Raw genomic sequence first — 21,846 nt, forward strand, 5'->3', positions numbered from 1 at the left:
AGTACTGTTTTTTTATAATCAATGAAAATAACAGTTAGAATAGCTAATTCTGATGATAAAAAGTATGCTTCTATTATCTGTAAAGAAATAGAGTCTTCTGCTAAAGTTAGAGGAACTGGTATATCTAAAAGAGATCCTGAATATATAAAAAAAAAAATGGGTGATGGATTTTCTGTTATAGCATTTTTTAATGGAGATTTAGCAGGATTTAGTTACTTTGAAGTATTTGAAAATAAAAATTTTTTATCTAATTCTGGACTTATTGTATTTCCTAAATACAGATTACACGGATTAGCTAAAATGATCAAATTAGAAATATTTAAATTATCAAAAAAAATATTTCCGAATTCAAAAATATTTAGTATTACGACTAGTCCTGCAGTAATAAAGATTAATACAGATTTAGGTTTTCATCCTGTATTATTTAGTGATTTAACTAAATCTAAAAAATTTTGGAAAGGATGTAAAAGTTGTACTAATTATGATATTCTTATTAGAAATAAAAAAAAAATGTGTTTATGTACAGGATTATTATATGATCCTAAAAAAAAAATAAATTTAAATAATTATTTAAATAAAGGAGATAAAATCTTATTAGCATATAGTGGTGGTTTAGATACTTCATATTGTTTAAAATATTTAACTAATGAAGGATATAAAGTAATAACTATTATAATTAATACTGGAGTATTTAATAATAAAGATCTTGAATCAATTGAAAAGAGAGCTATAAATATAGGAGCTATATCTCATTATTCTATAAATGCTAAAGAATACTTTTATTATAAATGTATAAAATATTTAGTATATGGAAATATACTTAAAAATAATACATATCCTTTATCTGTTAGTTCAGAAAGATTTTTTCAAGCTATTTTAATTGCTGAATTTGCTAAAAAATTAAAAGTTAAAGCTATTTCTCATGGAAGTACAGGAGCAGGAAATGATCAAGTTAGATTTGATTTAGCATTTAAAATTTTATGTCCTGATAAAATTATAGTTACTCCAATCAGGGATATGAAATTATCTAGAAAAGAAGAAGTTTTTTTTTTAAAAAGTAAAGGTGTAAAAATTTCTTGGAAGAAAGCTAAATATTCTATTAATAAAGGTATTTGGGGTACTAGTATAGGAGGAGAAGAAACATTAAAATCATCAACATCATTACCTGAAAAAGCTTATCCTACAAAATTATCTGAATATTATAAAAAAATAATAGAATTAAAATTTAAAAAAGGAGAATTATTCTCTGTTAATAATATTAAAGATTTACAAATCAACAATATTATAAAACTTGAGAAAATATCGTCTAAATTTGCAATAGGTAGAGATTTCCATGTTGGAGATACTATACTTGGAATAAAGGGTAGAGTAGGATTTGAAGCGTCTGCTGCTTTATTAATAATAAAAGCACATAAACTTTTAGAAAAACATATTTTAACTAAATGGCAAATTTATTGTAAAGAGCAATTATCAACTTGGTATGGAAATTTATTACATGAAGCACAATATTTAGATCCTATTATGCGTGATATTGAATGTTTTTTTAAAAATACTCAAAAACGAGTAAGTGGAAAAGTAAAAATATTATTATATCCATATAGATTTGAATTAATAGGTATTGAATCAAATTTTGATATGATGAAATCTAAAATTGCTAAATATGGTGAAATTAATAATGAGTGGACTAGTGATGAGGTTAAAGGATTTATTAAAATTTTTGGTAATCAAATGAAAATTTATCATAATATAAAAAAAATATGATTAAAATAGGAATTATTGGTGGTGCTGGATATACTGCAAATGAATTAATTAAAATTCTTATTAATCATCCAAAAGTTGAAATAAAAACTATAGTTAGTACTACTTATCCAGGTATTCCTATAGGATCTATACATAAAGATCTGATAGGTGAAATTAAAAGTAATAAACTATTTAGTAGTGAAATTACTGATGAGATTGACTTATTATTTCTTTGTGTAGGTCATGGACATTCAAAAAAAATATTAAAAAATATTTCTTATAAAATAAATGTAATAGATTTGAGTAATGATTTTAGAATCAATAAAAATTTTTTCTTTAAAAAAAGAATTTTTAATTATGGTTTACCTGAATTAAATAAAAATATTATAAATAAATATAATAATATTGCTAATCCAGGCTGTTTTGCAACAGCTATACAATTATCAATATTACCTCTTGCAAAAAGAAAATTATTAAAAAATAATATACATATTAGTGCTATAACTGGATCTACTGGTGCCGGTAGAATTAATAATTCAAAATTAAATTTTAGTTTTAGAAATAATAATATATCAACATATAATTTATTTAATCATAATCATATAAATGAAGTTATACAAACTATAAATAAATTACAAAATAAATATGATGGAAAAATTTATTTTATACCATATAGAGGAGGATTTTCTAGAGGAATAATATCAACATTATATACTAGGATAGATATTTCATTTGAAGAAGTAAAAAATATTTATGATAAATTTTATAAAAATGATCCTTTTATTTTTCTTTCTGAAAAAGAAATTCACTTAAAACAAGTTATAAATACCAATAAATGTATTTTAAATTTAAAATACATTAAAAATAAACTAATAATCACTAGTATAATTGATAATCTTATAAAAGGAGCTTCCGGACAAGCTGTTCAAAATATGAATATTATGTATAATTTTGAAGAAACCTGTGGGTTAAAATTAAAACCTCTGGGATTATAATGAATTTATTCAATGTTTATTCTAATGAAGATATAGAAATAATTAAAGGTAGAGGAATATATATTTATGATAAATATAATAAAAAATATTTTGATTTTTATGGTGGACATGCTGTAATTTCAATTGGTCATTCTCATCCTAGATACGTAAATAATCTAAAAAAACAGATAAAGAAAATTTCTTTTTATTCTAATTCTATAAAAATACCTGAACAAGAAAAATTAGCTAGTCTGCTACTAGATATATCAGGGTATTATGATTATAAAGTTTTTTTATGTAATTCTGGAGCAGAAGCAAATGAAAATGCTCTTAAAATTGCGTCTTTTCATAACAACAAAAAAAAAATAATAGCATTTAAAAAATCTTTTCATGGACGTACTAGTGGAGCTATTTCAATTACAGATAATAATAAAATTATTACTAAATTTAATTTACAACATAAAGTAAAATTTATTGATTATAAAAATCTCTATTTATTAGAAGAAGAATTAAAAAAACAAGATATTTGTGCTGTTATTTCAGAAGGAATACAAGGTATAGGAGGTATAATTGATCCAGGGATGTTTGTTTTTAACAAAATAGATTTTTTATGTCGTAAATATAATACTATTTTTATAGTAGATGAAATACAAAGTGGTTATGGTAGAACAGGATTATTTTTTGCCCATCAAAATTCTGGTATTAAACCAGATATAATTACTATTGCTAAAGGTATGGGAAATGGATTTCCTGTCGGAGGAGTAATTATAAATCCTAAATTTAAACCATTTAATGGAATGTTAGGAACTACATTTGGCGGGAACTATTTAGCTTGTTCTTCTGGAATTTCTGTTTTAGAAATTATAAAAAATGAATGTCTTATATCTAATGCAAAAAAAATGGGAGAAATATTTATTAATTCTTTAAAAGAGATTGATGAAATTAAAGAAATAAGAGGAAAAGGTCTTATGCTTGGGCTTAATTTTAATTTTAAAGTAAAAAAATTAATAAATATTTTATTAAAAAAAGAAAAAATTTTTGTAGGATATTCTTTAGATAAAAATATAATAAGATTATTACCTCCTCTTACTATAAAAGAAAAACATATAAAAACCTTTATTATAAGATTAAAAAAAGCATTGTATTTTTTAAAAAATGATAAATAAAAATGCAAAATTGATTTTGGAGGATGGTAGTATTTATGAAGCTTATAGTTTTGGTTATGAAAAATCCTCAGCTGGAGAAATAGTTTTTAATACCTCAATGACTGGTTATAATGAAAGTTTAACTGATCCTTCTTATCAAGGACAAATATTAGTTTGTACTTATCCATTAATTGGAAATTATGGAATTCCTCCAATAATTTCAGAAAAAAAAAATATCAAAAAATTTTTTGAATCAAATAATATTCATGTTTCTGGATTAATTACATCTTATTATTCAGATTATGCATTCCACTGGAATATGTATAAAAAATTATCATATTTTTTAAAAATAAATAAGACAGTAGGTATCTATGGAATAGATACAAGATCACTTACAAAAAAACTTAGAGATAAAGGAACTATGTTAGGAAAAATAATTATCTCAGATAATGTAAAATTTTATAATCCAGATAACTATAATTTAGTAGATAAGGTATCTATAAAAAAAAAAACAATATATGGAGATGGAAAACATAAAATTTTGCTTATAGATTGTGGGGTAAAAAATAATATTATTAGATGTTTTTTAGAAAGAGATTGCACTGTAATAAGAGTTCCTTGGAATTATAATTTTCTAAATGAAGAATATGATGGTTTATTTATTTCTAATGGTCCAGGAAATCCAAAAGGATATCAAACTACAATAAATAATATTAGTAAAGCTTTTATTTGTAATAAACCTATTTTTGGTATATGTTTAGGAAATCAATTATTAGGTCTTGCTGCTGGTTTTTCTACACATAAACTTAAATATGGTCATAGAAGTAATAATCAACCTGTCATTTTATCAGGAACTAATAGGTGTTTTATAACTTCACAAAATCATGGATATGTAATAGATTCAAATAAAATTCAAAATGGATGGAAAATCTTTTTTAAAAATTTAAATGATAATACTTGTGAGGGATTAATAAATTATGATAAAAATTTGATTTCAGTTCAATTTCATCCTGAAGCATCAAGTGGACCTACTGATACTCAATTTCTTTTTGATGTATTTTTGAATTTTATAAAAACTAAGAAATGAAATTAGAAAAAGTATTAGTGATCGGCTCAGGTGCCTTAAAAATAGGAGAAGCAGGAGAATTTGATTATTCTGGAACACAAGCTTTAAAAGCTCTTAAAGAAGAAAAGATTTTTACGATTTTAGTAAATCCTAATATAGCTACAGTTCAAACATCTGAAAAAATAGCTGATAAAATTTATTCATTACCTATTACACCTTTTTTTGTTGAAAAAATAATAAAAAAAGAAAAACCACAAGGAATATTTATTTCATTTGGTGGGCAAACAGCTTTAAATTGTGGAATTGAATTATATAATTCTGGTGTGTTTAAAAAAAACAATGTAAAAGTTTTAGGAACTCCTATATCCTATATTATTAAAAGTGAAGATCGTGATATTTTTAGACAAATGTTAATTAATAGAGGCATAAATATAGCTAAAAGTATAGCTGTAAATTCTGTATCTGAGGCTATAGATGCATCTAATGAAATAGTATTTCCTTTAATAATTAGATCTGCTTATGCTCTGGGGGGCTTTGGTAGTGGATTTGCTAAAAATGTATATGAATTAAAAAAAATATCAAGTGTTGCATTATCTTATTCTTCTCAAATTCTTATAGAAGAATCTCTAAAAGGTTGGAAAGAAATTGAATATGAAGTTGTAAGAGATATTTATGATAATTGTATTACTGTATGTAATATGGAAAATATAGATCCTATAGGAATTCATACTGGAGATAGTATTGTAGTTGCTCCTTCTCAAACATTGAATAATATAGAATATAATAAATTACGATATATTGCTATAAAAATAGCTAGATATTTTAATATAATAGGTGAATGTAATGTTCAATTTGCTTTGTCTAATAATTCATATAAATATAATGTTATTGAGATAAATGCTCGTTTATCAAGATCAAGTGCTTTAGCTTCTAAAGCTACAGGATATCCTTTAGCTTTTATAGCTGCTAAATTAGCATTAGGATATGGATTACATGAATTAAAAAATACTGTAACTAAATTAACCTCTGCATTTTTTGAACCAGCTTTAGATTATATTGTTTGTAAAATACCCCGTTGGGATTTAAATAAATTTTATGGAGTATCTACTCAAATTGGGAGTAGTATGAAAAGTGTAGGTGAGTTAATGTCTATAGGAGGTTCGTTTGAAGAAGCTTTTCAAAAAGGACTTAGAATGTTAGATTTAGGGTTATATGGATTTATAAATCCATTTAAAAAGAAAAAAAAGATAAAATCAGTAATAAAGATTTTAAAATCTCCTAAATATAATAGAATAGAAGTTATTGAGGATGCATTTGAAAATGGATTATCAGTAGATAATATAACATATATTACAAATATAAATCCTTGGTTTATTTCTAGATTAGAAAATCTTTTTAAAACTAAAAAAAAAATAAAATATTATTATAATTTAAATCATATTCCATATGAATTATTATATAAATCAAAAAAAAAAGGATTTTCAGATAATCAAATTGCAGGACTTATATCTTCATCAATTGATGAAGTACCTTCAATAGCAAAGATTATAAGAAATTATAGGAATAAAAAAAATATAATACCTTTTACAAAGCAAATTGATACATTAGCATCTGAATATCCATCAAAAACTAATTATTTATATTTAACTTATAATGGAGAACATCATGATGTTTCGTATTCTGAAAAAAATAAATCAATTGTGATTTTAGGCTCAGGTGTATATAGAATTGGGAGTAGTGTTGAATTTGATTGGTGTTGTGTTAGTGTATTAGATTTTTTAAAAAAAGAAGGATATCGTTCAGTAATAATAAATTATAATCCAGAAACAGTAAGTACAGATTTTGATGTCTGCGATAGATTATATTTTGAAGAACTTAGTTTAGAAAGAGTATTAGATATAATAGAATTAGAAAATCCTGAAGGAACTGTTATCTCTATGGGGGGACAAATTCCAAATAATTTATCATTAAATCTTTATAAAAAAAAAGTAAAAATATTAGGTACTTCTCCAATTAATATAGATGAAGTAGAAGATAGATATAAATTTTCTAAATTTCTAGATAAATTAGATATACTTCAACCAAAATGGAAAGAATTATCTAATATTTCTGATGTTTATAATTTTATTAAATTAGTAGGATTTCCTATTATTATAAGACCTTCTTATGTATTATCTGGAGCTGCTATGAATATAGTTTTTGATAAAAGTAATTTAGATTTCTGTTTAAAACAGGCTAAAACGATATCTCATAAATATCCTATAGTTATAACTAAATTTATAGAAAATGCAAAAGAAATAGAATTAGATGCTGTTGCTAATAATGGAAAAATTATATATGATGCTATTTCAGAACATATAGAATATGCAGGTGTTCATTCTGGAGATGCAACATTAGTATATCCTCCTAAAAATATTTCATTAAATACTATAAAAAAAATAAAAAATATTTCAAAAAAAATATCTAAAAGATTGCAGATTTCAGGTCCATTTAATATACAATTTTTGTATAAAAAAAAAAAAATCCAAGTAATTGAATGTAACTTAAGAGCTTCAAGAAGTTTTCCTTTTATATCAAAAGTATCACATTTTAATATGGTAGAATTAGCTATGAAAGTACTTTTAAAATATAAAAAGTTTTATAAAAAAAAATATAATTTTTTAACAATTGATTATGTCGGTGTAAAATCTTCACAATTTTCCTTTTCTAGGCTTGAAGGGTCAGAACCAATCTTAGGTGTAGATATGGTTTCCACAGGTGAAGTAGGATGTTTAGGGTATACTTTTAATGAAGCTTTAATAAAATCTATGTTATCTGTTGGATATAATATACCAAAAAAAAATATATTTATTTATATAAATTCTATAAAAAATCTAAAAATAATGTTAAATTATATAAAATTATTAATTATAAATAATTATATTATTTTTTCTAAAAATGGAACTTATAATTTTTTTATTGAGAATAATATTCTTTGTAAGAAGATTTCTGATACTAATCTAATTGATAATTTAAAAAAAATAGATCTTATTATTAATATAACCTATAAAAATAATAAAAATGATTATTTAATTAGACGTGCAGCTATAGATTTTAATATTCCTTTATTAACTAATATTTGCTTAGCAAAAGTATTTATAATTTCGTTTTGTGAAATTAAATCATTTAAAAGAATTCCGATATTACCCTGGAATAGTTATAAACAATGAAACAATTTATTAGTGTAAAGGATGTAAAAGATGTTAAAAAGCTTATCTATAAAGCTATAGAATTAAAAAAAAATACTTTTCTTTCAAAAACAATTGGTAATAATAAAACTATTGGATTAGTGTTTTTTAATCCTAGTTTAAGAACACGTTTAAGTAGTCAAAAAGCGGCTTTTAATATAGGTTGTAATACTTGGATATTAAATATAAATTCCGATTCTTGGAAAATAGAAACATCTGATGGTTCAGTTATGAATTCTACACATACACAAGAACATATTAAAGAAGCTATAGGTGTAATGAGTTTATATTGTGATATCTTAGCTGTAAGAACATTTCCAGGTCTTATTGATAGAGAATATGATTATAAAGAAATTTTACTAAAAAAAATAATAAACTATTCAAAAGTACCAGTAGTTAATCTTGAAAGTGCAACTTTACATCCTTTACAATCATTAGCAGATTTAATTACAATTGAAGAATTTAATAAAATAAAAAAAAAACTAAAAATAGTTTTAAGTTGGGCCCCTCATATAAAAGCATTGCCTCAATCAGTTCCAAATTCGTTTATAGAATGGGTAAAACAACTTAAAAATATAAAATTATATATTACTAATCCAGATGGATATAATTTGAATAGTAATTTTACAAATGGAATAAAATTTATTAAAAATCAAAATGAAGCTTTTAAAAATGCTGATTTTATATATGCCAAAAATTGGAGTAGTTATGATAATTATGGTAAAATTCTTTGTAAGGATTTATCTTGGACTATTACAAATAAAAAAATGAAATTATCGAATAATGCTAAATTTATGCATTGTTTACCAGTAAGAAGAAATTTAGTAGTAGAAGATTCTGTTTTAGATGATAAAAATTCTATTGTTTTAAATCAAGCAGAAAATAGAATTTTTGCTACACAAACCGTCTTTCTAGAAATATTAGAAAATATATGATTAATGTCGTTAAAATTGGGGGGGATATTATAGAGGATAAAAAAATATTAATTTATTCTTTAAAAGAATTTTCTAAATTAGATGGATATAAAATCCTAGTTCATGGAGGAGGAAAAATAGCTGATGGTTTTTCTAAAAAAATGGGATATCATCAGAAAATGATAAATGGTAGACGTATTACAGATAAAACTACATTAGATATAGTAGTAATGACATATTCTGGGATTATAAATAAAAAAATAGTATCAAACTTACAAAGTTTAGGATTAAATTCTCTAGGATTTTCTGGAGCTGATGGAAATATAGTTAAATCATATAAACGTCCTCTTAAAGATATAGATTATGGATATGTTGGTAATTTAAAAAACAAAAATTGCATTAATGCTGATTTAATCAAATTTTTGTTTAAAATTGGTATAATTCCTGTTTTATCTCCTATTACTCATGATGGAAATGGAAATCTATTAAATACAAATGCAGATACTATAGCTTCTTATTTATCTATTTCTTTATCAAAAGATTATAAAGTAATTTTAACATATTGTTTTAATAAAATTGGTATATTAAATAATTTAAATGATGAAAAATCATATTATTCTAATATAGAAGAAAATTTATTTAATAAATTAAAAATTAATAATATTATTAATAAAGGAATGATTCCAAAATTAGAAAATGCTTTTTTTGCATTAAAAAATGGAGTATATAAAGTAAAAATATCTAATCCTAATTATTTAAATAAATATACAAAAAAAACTATTTTATGTCTGTAGTAGATTTAAAAAATCTAAAAAAAGAATGTATTAAGTTATTAAAAAAACTTATTTCCACCCCTTCTCTCTCAAAAGAAGAACACAAAACTGCAGATATTATAGAATCTTTTTTAAGAAAAAAAAAATTAAATCCAAAAAGAAAAGATAATAATATCTGGATTGAAAATCATAATTATGATAATGATAATTATACAATCCTATTAAATTCTCATCATGATACCATTAAACCATCTAATGGTTGGGAGACAGATCCATTTCTAGCTAAAGAATATGTAAATCAAATTATTGGATTAGGAAGTAATGATGCAGGAGGTTCTGTTGTTTCATTGATTGCCACTTTTATTTATATTAATAGTTTACCTAAATCTAAATATAAACTTATACTTATTATAAGTGCTGAAGAAGAAATTCGTGCCACAAGAGGAGTAGAAAGTATATTCTGTTATTTAGGTAAAATCAATTTAGGTATTATAGGAGAACCTACAAATATGCATATGGCAATAGCTGAAAAAGGATTAATTGTTTTAGATTGTTTATCTATTGGAAAAACTGGTCATGCTGCAAGATTTGAAGGTATAAACGCTTTATATCTTGCAATAGATGACATAATCTGGTTAAAAAATTATGTTTTTAAAAACAAATCATCCTTATTAGGAAATATAAAATTAACAGTAACAAAAATCCAATGTGGGATACAGAGAAATGTTATACCAGATACTTGTTATTTTACTGTAGATATTAGAACTAATGAAATATATTCTCATGAATATATTATAAATAAAATAAAAAAAAATATAAAGTCTAAAATAATATCAAGTTCATATAGACTTAAATCATCTTATATAGATCCTAATCATAATATTGTAAAAACAGCTAAAAATCTTAATATCAAAAGATTTGGATCCCCTACTTTATCTGATCAAAGTGTAATGAATTTTCCTACAGTAAAACTAGGAGTAGGGGATAGTTCTCGGTCTCATACTCCTAATGAGTATATACTTATATCAGAAATAGAAGATGGAATTGATTTATATATAAATCTTTTACTTAATTTTTAAGTAAGGTCTGGTAGTTCAGATGGTTAGAATACGTGTTTGTCACGCACGAGGTCATGGGTTCGAATCCCGTCCAGATCGCAGACAGGCATTAGAGTGACCTGGCTGGGTCTCGAACCCAGGACCCTTACATTAAAAGTGTAATGCTCTACCAAACTGAGCTACCAAGTCATTATTTAATATATAAATATACTATCATTTTTTTTTTATTACAAATAAAATATATTTTGAAAATTATCCTAATAGGATATATGGGGTCTGGAAAGACAACTATAGGTAAAAAATTGGCTAATAATTTAAATCATAAATTTTATGATTTAGATAAAAATATTATAAAATATACTAAAAAAAGTATCTCTGAGCTATTTGAAATAGATGGTGAAAAAAAATTCAGAAAATTAGAATTTAATATTTTAAATTTGTTTTTAAAAAACAAAAAATCCTATATTTTATCAGTAGGGGGAGGTACTCCTTGTTATAAACATAACATGTTTTTAATGAAAACAAATTCCAAAATCATTTATTTAAATGCTGAAATCAAAACATTATTTACCCGTCTTTTAAAGCAAAAAGAAAATAGACCTTTAATATCAAAATTATCTAATAATGATTTATATCATTTTATTTGTGATTCTTTGAGTAAAAGATTTTTTTTTTATAAAAAAGCTGATTCTACAATCTATATAGAGAATAAATCATTTTTAGATATAGTAAAAGAAATAAAAAATATAATATAATTTTTATATGTTTTATAAACAACATTTTTTAAAAATTATAAATCAAAAATTTTATTTAAAAAATAAAAAAATATATGTATCAGTTAGTTCTGGATTAGATAGTATGGTTCTTTTAGATGTTCTTATTAAAATTTGTAATTTTACAATTTGTGTAATACATTGTAATTTTAACCTAAGAGGTCAGGATTCTGATAAAGATGAATTGTTTATACAAGAATTTTGTTTAAAACACAAAATTTTGTTTAAATCTAAAAATTTTAATCCAATTAAAAGGAATTTTTCAATTCAAATGATGGCTAGAAAATTGAGATATGATTGGTTTAAATATTTATTAAATAATTCATATTGTGATTATATAGCTTTAGGGCATCATTTAGATGATTCAATAGAAACTTTTTTTATTAATCTTATTAGAGGTACGGGGATAAAAGGATTAATAGGAATTAATAATTTTAAAAAAAAAATGATTAGACCTTTATCTTTTTTTTCTAAAAAAGAAATAAGATTATATGCGCAAGAAAATAATATTAAATGGCGTGAAGATAATAGTAATTATGATCATAAATATTTAAGAAATAGAATTAGATTTTTTTTAAAACCAATTTTAGATTATAAATTTTATAATGGTTTTCAAAAATCTATAAAATATTTATATTATGAATATGTATGTTCTAAAACACATATCGATTATATTTATAATTCAATTACAATTGAAAAAAAAAAATACCCATTTTTATTTAAAATAGATATAAAAAAATTATTAATTTTATATCCAATAAATACATATTTATTTAAAATATTTAATATCTATGGATTTAGTAATCCTAAAGATTTAAAAAAAATTTTCAATTCTCAATCAGGAAAAAAAATGTTTTCAAAAACCTATTGTCTTCTTAAAGAGAGAACTACTTTAGTTGTAGTAGAATTAGAATATAATAATTTTTTTTTAAAAAAAAAATATTATATACATAATATAGATACTATCAAAATTCCTTTTTTTATATATTTTTTTCTTTCAGAAAGAAAAAAAAAGAATCATCTACAAATTTAGATTTTTACAAATTTCTTTTTCCGTTACAATTAAGAAATTGTAAAAAAGGTATGAAAGGTCATAAAAAATTATGTCAATATTTTAAATAGAAAAAAATTTCTATACTTATTAATGGTGATCAAAAAATGATATTGATTATATCTGAACGTGTACCTATTTTATAATAGATTTTATAAATTTTTCTATACTTTTTTCTAAATAAGACTTTTTAATAGCTTTTATAAAAGCACTTCCAATAATTGCTCCTTCAGCATATTTAAATGCTATATTTAATGATTTTTTATCACATATTCCAAATCCAATAAGTTTAGGAACATTTATTTCTTTTATTCTTTCTAGAAATGAAAAATTTATCTTATTTTTAGTACCTGTAGTAGAATTAGATGAAACTATATATAAAAAATAATCAGTAATACTACTTAACATTTTAATACGTTTTAAAGATGTTTGAGGAGTAATTAAAACTATAAATGCTAATTTATATTTTTTAAATATTTTTTTATATTTATTTAGGTAAATACTTGGAGGTAAGTCTGGTAAAATTAATCCAGATACACCAGATTCTATACAATCTTCTAAAAATTTTATTTCGCCATATTTTATAAATTGATTATAATATCCCATTAAAATTATTGGAATATTTATATATTTTTTTACTTTTTTAAGTTTATAAAATAAAACGGATATATTCATACCATTTTTTAAAGATTTTGTATTACTTTTTTGTATTATATTTCCATCTGCTAATGGATCAGAATATGGTATTCCAATTTCTACTATATCTATATTTAGATTCTGTAATATTTTTAATATAAGTGGCATACTATCTATAGATGGATAGCCAGCAGTGAAATATATATTTAATATATTTTTTTTTTTATTTATAAATAATCTTTTTATTTTATTCATTATTTATTTTCAATATGTTTTATATATGTATCCATATCTTTATCACCTCTCCCAGACAGATTTATGATTACCAAATCATTTTTTTTAAATGAAAGTTTTTTTAAACTAGCTATGGCATGAGCACTTTCTAATGCTGGTATTATTCCTTCTAAAGAAGATAGTTCAATTCCAGCTTCTATAGCCTCAAAATCTGTAACACTTATAAAAGTAGCACGGTTTTTATAAAATAAATTTGCATGCATAGGACCTATACCTGGATAATCAAGTCCAGCAGATATAGAATAAGGTTCCAATATTTGTCCATATTGATCTTGCATAAGTATAGTCATACTTCCATGTAATACCCCTCTAGAGCCTTTTTGTATTGTTGCTGCTGTTTTATTAGTATTTAATCCTAATCCTGATGCTTCTACTCCTATTAACTTAACATATTCATCATCTAAAAAATGATAAAATATACCTGCAGCATTACTTCCCCCCCCTAAACAAGCAATTATATAGTTAGGTAGTATACCTGATTCTTTTTCTTTTAATTGTTCTTTTATTTCTTCACTAATAATTGATTGAAAGTAAGATACCATTCTAGGATATGGATCTGGCCCCACTGCTGACCCTATCATATAATAACAATCTGGATTATTAATCCAATATCTAATAGCTTCATTTACTGAATCTTTTAATGTTTTGCTGCCACTATTAACAGTTATTATGTTAGCCCCTAACATTTTCATCCTATATACATTTTGTATTTGTCGTTTGATATCTACTTCTCCCATAAAGATAGTACATTTTAATCCTAATAAAGAACAAATAGTGGAAGTAGCCACACCATGTTGACCTGCACCTGTTTCTGAAATAATATTTTTTTTTCCAATTTCTTTAGCTAATAACGCTTGACCAATTGTATTATTTATTTTATGAGATCCAGTATGATTTAAATCTTCTCTTTTTAAATAGATTTTAGCTCCATATATTTTAGATAAATTATTACAATAAAACAAAGGAGACGGTCTTCCTACATAATTATGTAATAATATTTTTAGTTTTTTTTTAAAACAATTATTGTTTATAATTTTATTATATTCATTTTTTAAATTATTTATATTATTATATAACATTTCAGGTATATATGCACCTCCAAAATTTCCATAAAATCCATGATAATCTGATAAATATTTATATTTTATTCTAGAAATGAATTTTTTCAACAAATTAAAATTTTTTAATCCAGGTTTGTTTTCAAAACAACTATTTAAATCTATTCCTAATAAATTGGGTATATTTAAATTATTGATTTTATCAAAATCATTTGAATTTATACCTCCACTTAAAATAAATGGTACTTTAAAGTTATAATTATAAATTTTTTCCCAAAAAAATTTTTTTCCACTACCTCCATAGATTTTTGATTTAAAGTCAAATAAAAAATATTTTACATGATCTATATATTCTTTGATTTTTTCGAAATCAAAATTATTATCTATTCCAAAAGATTTAATTATTTTAATTCCCTTTTTATAAATATTCCTACAATAATAAGGACTTTCGTATCCATGTAATTGTACAAAATCTAAATTATTTTTTATACTTAATTTTAATAATTTATCTTCTTTTTCATTTACAAAAACACCAACTTTTGAAATACCAATTGTGTCAGGAGCTAAAAAATTATCTCCTACAAATCTAGGAGATTTTTCAAAAAAAATGAATCCTATAAAATCAGGGTATAAATCAATTATCGATGATATATTATTATAGTATTTTAATCCACATATTTTTATTTTTCTTTTTTTAAACATAAAAAATTTTTTTTATAAAATTTTTACAGTAATCACCTGGATTAAAGGATGACATAAATTTTTCTCCTATTAAAAAACCATTAAATCCTAAATTATATAAATAAATTATATTTTCTATATTAGAAATTCCACTTTCAGTGATAATATTAAATTTTTTAGGTATTAATGAATATAATTTTTTAGAAATATTAATATCTACATTAAATGTAGATAAATCTCTATTATTTATTCCTAATATATCTATATCATAAGATATTTTTGAGATATCTTTTTTATCATGTAATTCTAATATGACTTCTAAACCTAAGCTTTTAGCTAAAGTAGATAAAAATTTAATTTTTTTTTTATCTAAAATTTTAGCTATTAATAATATGGCATCTGCGCCTATAGCTTTTGAATGAATAATTTGATGTTCATCAATTAGAAAATCTTTTCTTAAGATTGGAATAAATATATTTTTACGGATTTTTGAGAAATCTTTACTACTTCCTAAAAAAAATTTGTTATCAGTAAGTATAGATATTCCAATAGATCCTGCTTCTTGATATTCTTTACAGATTTTTTCTAAAATAATATTTTTATTGTTAAAATTTTTAGATGGAGATTTTCTTTTAAATTCTGAAATAATTCCAATATTATTATATTTAATTCTTTCTTTTAAAGAAAGACATTTTCTTTTAAAGATTTTTTTTTTTTCAAGTGATTGAATACTATATTTTTTTATATCTCTTATTATTTCTTTTTTTTTTATTTCTATAATTTTTTTTATAAAATTCATTATGTTTCTAAAAATTTTTTTAAGATTTTCTTTACTTTACCACTTTTTAAGGCTTCTTGTGCTTTATAATAATTAGTTGTAATACTACATTCATTTAATATGCTAAGTGCAAAAGAAGCATTAATTGAAACAACATCATTTTGATATACAGTTCCATTACCAGATATTATATCTAAAAAGATACGTGTATTTTCTATATTATTTTTCCCTCCCTTTAGTTCTAAAGGATTAATTTTTTTTATACCAAAATCTTCTGGAGAAAATATATGTTCCCCTTGGTTATCATAACATTTTAAATCAGATGTTAAAGAAATTTCATCATATCCATCTAAACTATGGACTATTGAATAATTTTTATCAGTTTCTTGATATAAATAATAGTATAGTCTAGCTAATTCTAAATCACTTACACCCAGTAACTGATTTTTTGTATTACTGGTATTTAATAATGGGCCTAACATATTAAAAAATGTTTTTATACCAAGGTTTTTTCTAACATCTGTCACTTTTTTAAGTGTTGGATGAAACAAATGAGAATGTAAATAACAAATACCTACTTTTTCTAATTGTTTTTTTAATTTTTCTTCTTTAGAAGTAAACTTATATTGTAAGATTTCAAATATATTAGAAGATCCTGTTACAGATGATGAACTATAACTACCATGTTTAATTACTTTTTCTCCTAAGCTTGCTACTATAAAACATGATAAAGTTGAAATATTGAAAGTATTTTTATTATCTCCACCAGTTCCTACTATATCTATAGCATTATATTCTTTTAAATTTAATTTAATAGATAATTCAATTAAAGCTTGACTAAAACCTTTTATTTCATCTAATGTAGGAAATCTCATATTATATATTGCAGATATAGCAGCTATTTGATTATGATTAAATTTATCTTGATATAAAGATATCAAAACATTTTGAGCATCTTCTTTACTAAGAGTTTTATGCTCAAATAAATAATTCAATATATCTTTCATTTTTTTAACCAATTTTCTATTATTTTAAAACCATATGGGGTTAAAATTGATTCAGGATGAAATTGAACTCCACTAACATCATAGTTTTTATGACGTATAGCCATTATTTCTTTTTCTGAACCTAAAGCAGTTATTTTTAAATCTGATGGAAACATATCTTGTGATATTACCCAAGAATGATAACGTCCAACTTTTATTTTTTTAGGTATTTTATTAAATAAAATTTCTTTATCATCTATAATTTCTATTAAACTGGAAACTCCATGATATATTCTTTTAGAATTTATTAATTTTCCACCAAAAACTTCAGCTATTGCTTGTTGACCTAAACACACACCAAAAATACTTTTACTATTCGCGTATCTTTTTATAAGAGGTTTAAGAATATTAGCTTCATCTGGGATACCTGGCCCAGGAGATAAAATAATTTTATTAAAATTTTCAATTTTCTTTAAATTGATTTTATCATTTCTGTAAACTTCTACTTTTGCATCAGTTATTTTTTTTACAATATGTACAATATTATATGTAAAAGAATCATAATTATCTAATACTAATATTTTTTTCATTTTACTTAAAAAGATTTTTTGCCAATTCTATAGCATTGTTTAATGCCATAAGTTTATTATTAACTTCTTCTAATTCTTTATCTGCTTTAGAGCCATAAACTATTCCTGCTCCAGCTTGAAAAAAAAGAATATTATTTTTACTTATAAAAGATCTTATAATTATAGCAGTATTTAGATTACCATCTAATCCAAAAAATCCTATTGCTCCACCATATATCCCCCTATTTATTTTTTCAATATTATCTATTAATTTCATAGCTTTATATTTTGGTGCACCTGAAAGAGTTCCAGCAGGAAAAGTATCACCAAATACTTTTATTAAAGATATTTTTTTTTTAAAAATACAAGAAACTTTTGATACCATATGCAAGACATGGGAAAAATATTGAACTTCTTTATAATTATCAACAATAACATTTATAGAATTTTTACTTAAATCATTTCTTGCTAAATCTACTAACATTACATGTTCAGCATTTTCTTTAGGATCTTTAATCAATTTTTGAGCTAATTTTTTATCTTTTTCATCATTACCTGATCTTTTAATTGTTCCAGCTATTGGATTAATATAGGCTTTATTATTTTTAACTAGAATTTGAGATTCTGGAGAAGATCCTAAAAGTTTATAATCTCCATAATCAAAATAAAATAAATAAGGAGATGGATTTATCGATCTTAAAGCTCTATAAACATTAAATTCATCACCTTTAAATTTTTGTTTGAATTGTCTAGAAATTACAATTTGAAAAACATCTCCTTTTAGACAAGCTTTTCTTCCAGAAGAAACCATTTTTTTATATTCATTATCTGTTATATTAGAGTATTTTTTTCCTATAGTCTTAAAAGTAAAATAAGAATAATTTTTATTATATACTAAATCAATAATTAGATTTATTGATGTATCATTTTTTTCATAAAATTTATGTTCTACTATATACAGTTCATTATAAAAATGTTTAAAAATAATTAAATTTGCATAAAATCCAAATCTGATTTTAGGTACATCATATGATTTATTTATAAATGAATTTAATTTTATATTTTCAAAAAATTGTACACTATCATAAGATGTATACCCATAAAAACCAGAATAAGGACTACAATTATTTTTGCTATAAAATTTTTGAATAAAATTATCCAAATAAAACTGTATAGAAGTAGGAGAAGTACTATCTATAGATAGATTAGATTTTTTATTATCTGGATATAATATTTTAATTTTATTATTATGAATTCTAATTTCAGATATTAAATTAATACAAATTATAGAAGAATGATTTTTAGTAGTTTGATAATCAGAAGATTCTAATAATAATAAGTTAGAAAATTTATCTCTTAATTTTAAATATAGCTCTACAGGCGTAAAAATATCTGCTAATAATTTCTTTTGAATAGTTTTAAAACTAAATTTATACATGTAATATATTGTTATTATATGTTTTAAGAGATTTTTTTTTAAAAAAATATCACTTTATATGAAAAAAGTATATTTTGATAATGCAGCAACTACTCCTTTGAGGAAACAAGTTATTAACTATATGATTTCTTCTTTAAAAGAATCATTGGGAAATCCATCTTCTATTCATAGTTTGGGTATAAAAACTAGGTCTATTCTTGAATATTCAAGAATAAATATAGCAAATCTATTAAATGCAGATCCATCTGAAATTATTTTTACTTCTTCTGGTACAGAAGCTAATAATCTTATATTACGTAGTTGTATAAACGATTTAAATATCAAGTATATTATTACTTCAAAAATTGAACATAAATCAATTTTAGAAACTTTAAATGACTTATATATAAAATATGGTGTTGTAATTGATTTTGTTAAATTAAACAATAATGGGATTATAGATCTAAATGATCTAGAGAAAAAATTAAAAAAGAATAATAATTCACCTATTTTAGTAAGCCTAATGTATGTTAATAATGAAATTGGAAATATATTGGATATATATTCTGTATGTAACATTTGTAAAAAATATAAAGCTTATTTTCATTCAGATACTATTCAAGCTATTGGACATTATTATTTAGATATGAAAAAATTAAATATTGATTTTGCTTGTGGGAGTGCACACAAATTCAATGGTCCTATGGGTATAGGTTTTGCTTTTATAAGAAAAGGATTAAATATTAAAGCAATTATTACTGGAGGTTTTCAAGAACGAGAGGTCAGGGCAGGGACAGAAAATATTTATGGTATATTAGGAATGTCTAAAGCTATTGAAATAGCTAATATTAATCTTAAAAAAGAAAAAAAAGATATAGAAAATATTAAAAAATATTGTATTAAACAACTTAAAAAATCAATACCAGGAATTAGATTTAATGGATTATCATATTCTATTATTAAAAGTATATATACTATTTTAAATATTGCTATTCCTAAAAAAGATAATATGATATCTTTTAATTTAGATTTAAAGGGTGTAATTGTATCTCAAGGTAGTGCCTGTAATTCATATAAAGTATCTCATGTAATTAAAATTTTATTTAATAATAAAAAAATTAATAAATTCTCCTTTATCAGAATATCATTCGGATTTTTGAATAAAAAAAAAGAGATTGATATTTTAATTTCATGTCTAAAAGACATTTATAATCTTAGTAAGATTTAGCAAATATTACACGTTGTGTAGATTTTTTTTTTGTAAAAATACATTTACCAATATTTGTTTTAAAATTTATTGGAATACAACGTATTGTAGCATTTGTTTCAATTTTGATTTTTTTTTCTGTTTCAGACGTTCCATCCCAATGAGCAAATATAAATCCACTATTTTTTTTTATTTTTTCTTTAAATTCTTCATAAGAATCTACTTCTATTAAAAAGTTTTTTTTTCTTTTAAGAGCTGTTTTCAAAATGTTATCTTGAATTTTTGATAAAATTTTGGGAATTAAAAATTCTAATTTATTAATTATAATATCTTTTTTTTCAAGTGTATCCCTTCTTACCACTTCTACAGTTCCTCTATCTATATCTTTTTTACCTATAGTTATCCTTATAGGAATACCTTTTATTTCATATTCATTAAATTTCCATCCTGGAGTATAATAAGTTCTTTTATCATATTTTATACTTATACCTCTTTTTTCAAGAGATTCTTTTAATGGAAGAACAAGTTTTTCTATTAAATTAAGTTGTTCTTGAGTTTTATAAACTGGAATAATTACTATTTGTAGAGGAGCAATTTTAGGTGGTAATATTAGACCATTATCATCTGAATGTGTCATAATAATAGCGCCAATTAATCTTGTTGATATTCCCCAAGATGTACCCCATACGTATTCTTTATTTCCTTTTTCTGTGGTATATCTAACATCAAAAGCTTTTGAAAAATTTTTACCTAAAAAATGAGATGTAGCAATTTGTAAAGATTTACCATCTTGCATAATAGATTCTATACAATATGTTTCTTCTGCTCCAGCAAATTTTTCACTATATGTTTTTATTCCTTGTATAACAGGAATAGCAATAAAATTTTCTAAAAAATTTGTATATATATTTATAATTTTTTTAGCTTGATTTATTGCTTCTTTTTTTGTAGAATGAGCAGTATGTCCTTCTTGCCATAAGAATTCAGATGTTCTTAAAAACAACCTGGTACGCCGTTCCCAACGTATTATATTAGTCCATTGATTAAAACGTATTGGAAGATCTCTATAAGAGTTAATCCAACGTTTATAAGAATTCCATATTATGGTTTCAGATGTAGGTCTCACAATAAGTTCATCTTCAAGTTTAGAATTTTTATCTACTATTATATTTTTATTATTAAAATTTTTTAATCTATAATGAGTTATTACTGCACATTCTTTTGCAAATCCTTTAATATGATTATATTCTTTTGAGAAATATGATTTTGGAATAAGTAAAGGAAAGTAAACATTTTTATGTCCTGTAGATTTTAAAATATTATCTAAGATAAACTTAATTTTTTCCCATATAGAAAATCCATATGGTTTTATTACCATTAATCCCCGTACATCTGATTTGTCTGCAATATTTGCTTTTAAAATAATTTCATTATACCATTTAGAATAATTTTCATTACGTTTAGTAAGTTTTTTCATATTTATTAAATAAATTTATTTA

The 21,846-nt window shown here is 22.7% G+C and carries 18 protein-coding genes and 2 tRNA genes; 12 read left to right on the top strand and 8 right to left on the bottom strand.

Annotated elements, in window-relative coordinates; all coding sequences use genetic code 11:
* Positions 1-21 precede the first annotated feature (21 nt).
* The 9 genes from CA211_RS00470 (at position 22) to CA211_RS00510 (ending at position 10,996) form a co-directional block, all read left to right on the top strand.
* Complete coding sequence (locus tag CA211_RS00470) at positions 22-1,761, top strand: argininosuccinate synthase (RefSeq protein WP_094248529.1); 1,740 nt, start codon at positions 22-24, stop codon at positions 1,759-1,761.
* Positions 1,758-2,735, top strand: a complete 978-nt coding sequence (argC, locus tag CA211_RS00475; protein WP_094248530.1) for an N-acetyl-gamma-glutamyl-phosphate reductase — start codon at positions 1,758-1,760, stop codon at positions 2,733-2,735. The genes CA211_RS00470 and argC overlap by 4 nt, the downstream gene beginning before the upstream one ends.
* Positions 2,735-3,880, top strand: coding sequence for an aspartate aminotransferase family protein (locus CA211_RS00480; RefSeq protein ID WP_094248531.1), 1,146 nt, complete (start codon positions 2,735-2,737; stop codon positions 3,878-3,880). The genes argC and CA211_RS00480 overlap by 1 nt, the downstream gene beginning before the upstream one ends.
* Positions 3,870-4,946: a glutamine-hydrolyzing carbamoyl-phosphate synthase small subunit gene (carA, locus tag CA211_RS00485; protein ID WP_094248532.1), complete on the top strand. Its 1,077-nt coding sequence runs from the start codon at positions 3,870-3,872 to the stop codon at positions 4,944-4,946. The genes CA211_RS00480 and carA overlap by 11 nt, the downstream gene beginning before the upstream one ends.
* Positions 4,943-8,134 (top strand): carbamoyl-phosphate synthase (glutamine-hydrolyzing) large subunit, encoded by a 3,192-nt coding sequence (carB, locus tag CA211_RS00490; RefSeq protein ID WP_094248533.1) that lies wholly within the window; start codon positions 4,943-4,945, stop codon positions 8,132-8,134. Before carA ends, carB begins: the two co-directional genes overlap by 4 nt.
* Positions 8,131-9,087, top strand: coding sequence for a Rossmann-fold NAD(P)-binding domain-containing protein (locus CA211_RS00495; protein WP_094248534.1), 957 nt, complete (start codon positions 8,131-8,133; stop codon positions 9,085-9,087). The genes carB and CA211_RS00495 overlap by 4 nt, the downstream gene beginning before the upstream one ends.
* Entirely contained in the window at positions 9,084-9,860 is a 777-nt protein-coding gene (argB, locus tag CA211_RS00500; RefSeq protein ID WP_094248535.1) for an acetylglutamate kinase, read from the top strand. The genes CA211_RS00495 and argB overlap by 4 nt, the downstream gene beginning before the upstream one ends.
* Positions 9,851-10,918 (top strand): M20 family metallo-hydrolase, encoded by a 1,068-nt coding sequence (locus tag CA211_RS00505; protein ID WP_094248536.1) that lies wholly within the window; start codon positions 9,851-9,853, stop codon positions 10,916-10,918. The genes argB and CA211_RS00505 overlap by 10 nt, the downstream gene beginning before the upstream one ends.
* Positions 10,919-10,922: 4 nt before the next feature.
* Positions 10,923-10,996: transfer RNA gene (locus CA211_RS00510), tRNA-Asp, on the top strand.
* 16 nt (positions 10,997-11,012) lie between these two features.
* On the opposite strand, the gene CA211_RS00515 is transcribed toward CA211_RS00510, so the two are convergent.
* Positions 11,013-11,086, bottom strand: a tRNA-Lys gene (locus CA211_RS00515).
* An 80-nt stretch (positions 11,087-11,166) separates the two neighbouring features.
* Here CA211_RS00515 and CA211_RS00520 point away from each other — a divergent pair.
* The gene (locus CA211_RS00520; RefSeq protein WP_237985489.1) at positions 11,167-11,652 is read left to right on the top strand and encodes a shikimate kinase; all 486 of its coding nucleotides are present in this window, start codon (positions 11,167-11,169) and stop codon (positions 11,650-11,652) included.
* Positions 11,653-11,659: 7 nt separating this feature from the next.
* On the top strand, positions 11,660-12,703 hold the full coding sequence (tilS, locus tag CA211_RS00525) for a tRNA lysidine(34) synthetase TilS (RefSeq protein WP_237985490.1): 1,044 nt from the start codon (positions 11,660-11,662) through the stop codon (positions 12,701-12,703).
* Positions 12,704-12,856: 153 nt separating this feature from the next.
* On the opposite strand, the gene trpA is transcribed toward tilS, so the two are convergent.
* Genes trpA through CA211_RS00555 form a run of 6 tightly spaced genes read right to left on the bottom strand, consistent with a single transcriptional unit; the run spans position 12,857 to position 19,161 of the window.
* Positions 12,857-13,612 (bottom strand): tryptophan synthase subunit alpha, encoded by a 756-nt coding sequence (gene trpA / locus CA211_RS00530; RefSeq protein WP_094248538.1) that lies wholly within the window; start codon positions 13,610-13,612, stop codon positions 12,857-12,859.
* Positions 13,612-15,411 carry a bifunctional phosphoribosylanthranilate isomerase/tryptophan synthase subunit beta gene (locus CA211_RS00535; RefSeq protein ID WP_094248539.1) on the bottom strand — a complete coding sequence of 600 codons (1,800 nt, stop codon included), beginning with the start codon at positions 15,409-15,411 and terminating at the stop codon, positions 13,612-13,614. The genes trpA and CA211_RS00535 overlap by 1 nt, the downstream gene beginning before the upstream one ends.
* Entirely contained in the window at positions 15,404-16,189 is a 786-nt protein-coding gene (locus CA211_RS00540) for an indole-3-glycerol phosphate synthase TrpC (RefSeq protein ID WP_094248540.1), read from the bottom strand. Before CA211_RS00540 ends, CA211_RS00535 begins: the two co-directional genes overlap by 8 nt.
* Positions 16,189-17,175: an anthranilate phosphoribosyltransferase gene (gene trpD, locus CA211_RS00545; RefSeq protein ID WP_094248646.1), complete on the bottom strand. Its 987-nt coding sequence runs from the start codon at positions 17,173-17,175 to the stop codon at positions 16,189-16,191. The genes CA211_RS00540 and trpD overlap by 1 nt, the downstream gene beginning before the upstream one ends.
* Entirely contained in the window at positions 17,172-17,744 is a 573-nt protein-coding gene (locus tag CA211_RS00550) for an anthranilate synthase component II (RefSeq protein ID WP_094248541.1), read from the bottom strand. The genes trpD and CA211_RS00550 overlap by 4 nt, the downstream gene beginning before the upstream one ends.
* A 1-nt stretch (position 17,745) precedes the next feature.
* Positions 17,746-19,161 carry an anthranilate synthase component I family protein gene (locus tag CA211_RS00555; protein ID WP_094248542.1) on the bottom strand — a complete coding sequence of 472 codons (1,416 nt, stop codon included), beginning with the start codon at positions 19,159-19,161 and terminating at the stop codon, positions 17,746-17,748.
* A gap of 58 nt (positions 19,162-19,219) precedes the next feature.
* On the opposite strand from CA211_RS00555, the gene CA211_RS00560 reads away from it, so the two are divergent.
* A complete protein-coding gene (locus CA211_RS00560; protein WP_094248543.1) occupies positions 19,220-20,368 on the top strand; it encodes a cysteine desulfurase family protein in 1,149 nt (382 codons plus the stop codon).
* Here the strand turns inward: CA211_RS00560 and proS are convergent.
* Positions 20,355-21,824 carry a proline--tRNA ligase gene (proS, locus tag CA211_RS00565; protein ID WP_094248544.1) on the bottom strand — a complete coding sequence of 490 codons (1,470 nt, stop codon included), beginning with the start codon at positions 21,822-21,824 and terminating at the stop codon, positions 20,355-20,357. The genes CA211_RS00560 and proS overlap by 14 nt on opposite strands.
* Between the last annotated feature and the right edge of the window lie 22 nt (positions 21,825-21,846).

The sequence above is a fragment of the Candidatus Karelsulcia muelleri genome (assembly GCF_002243425.1).
GTDB classification, from domain to species: Bacteria; Bacteroidota; Bacteroidia; order Flavobacteriales; family Blattabacteriaceae; genus Karelsulcia; species Karelsulcia muelleri_E.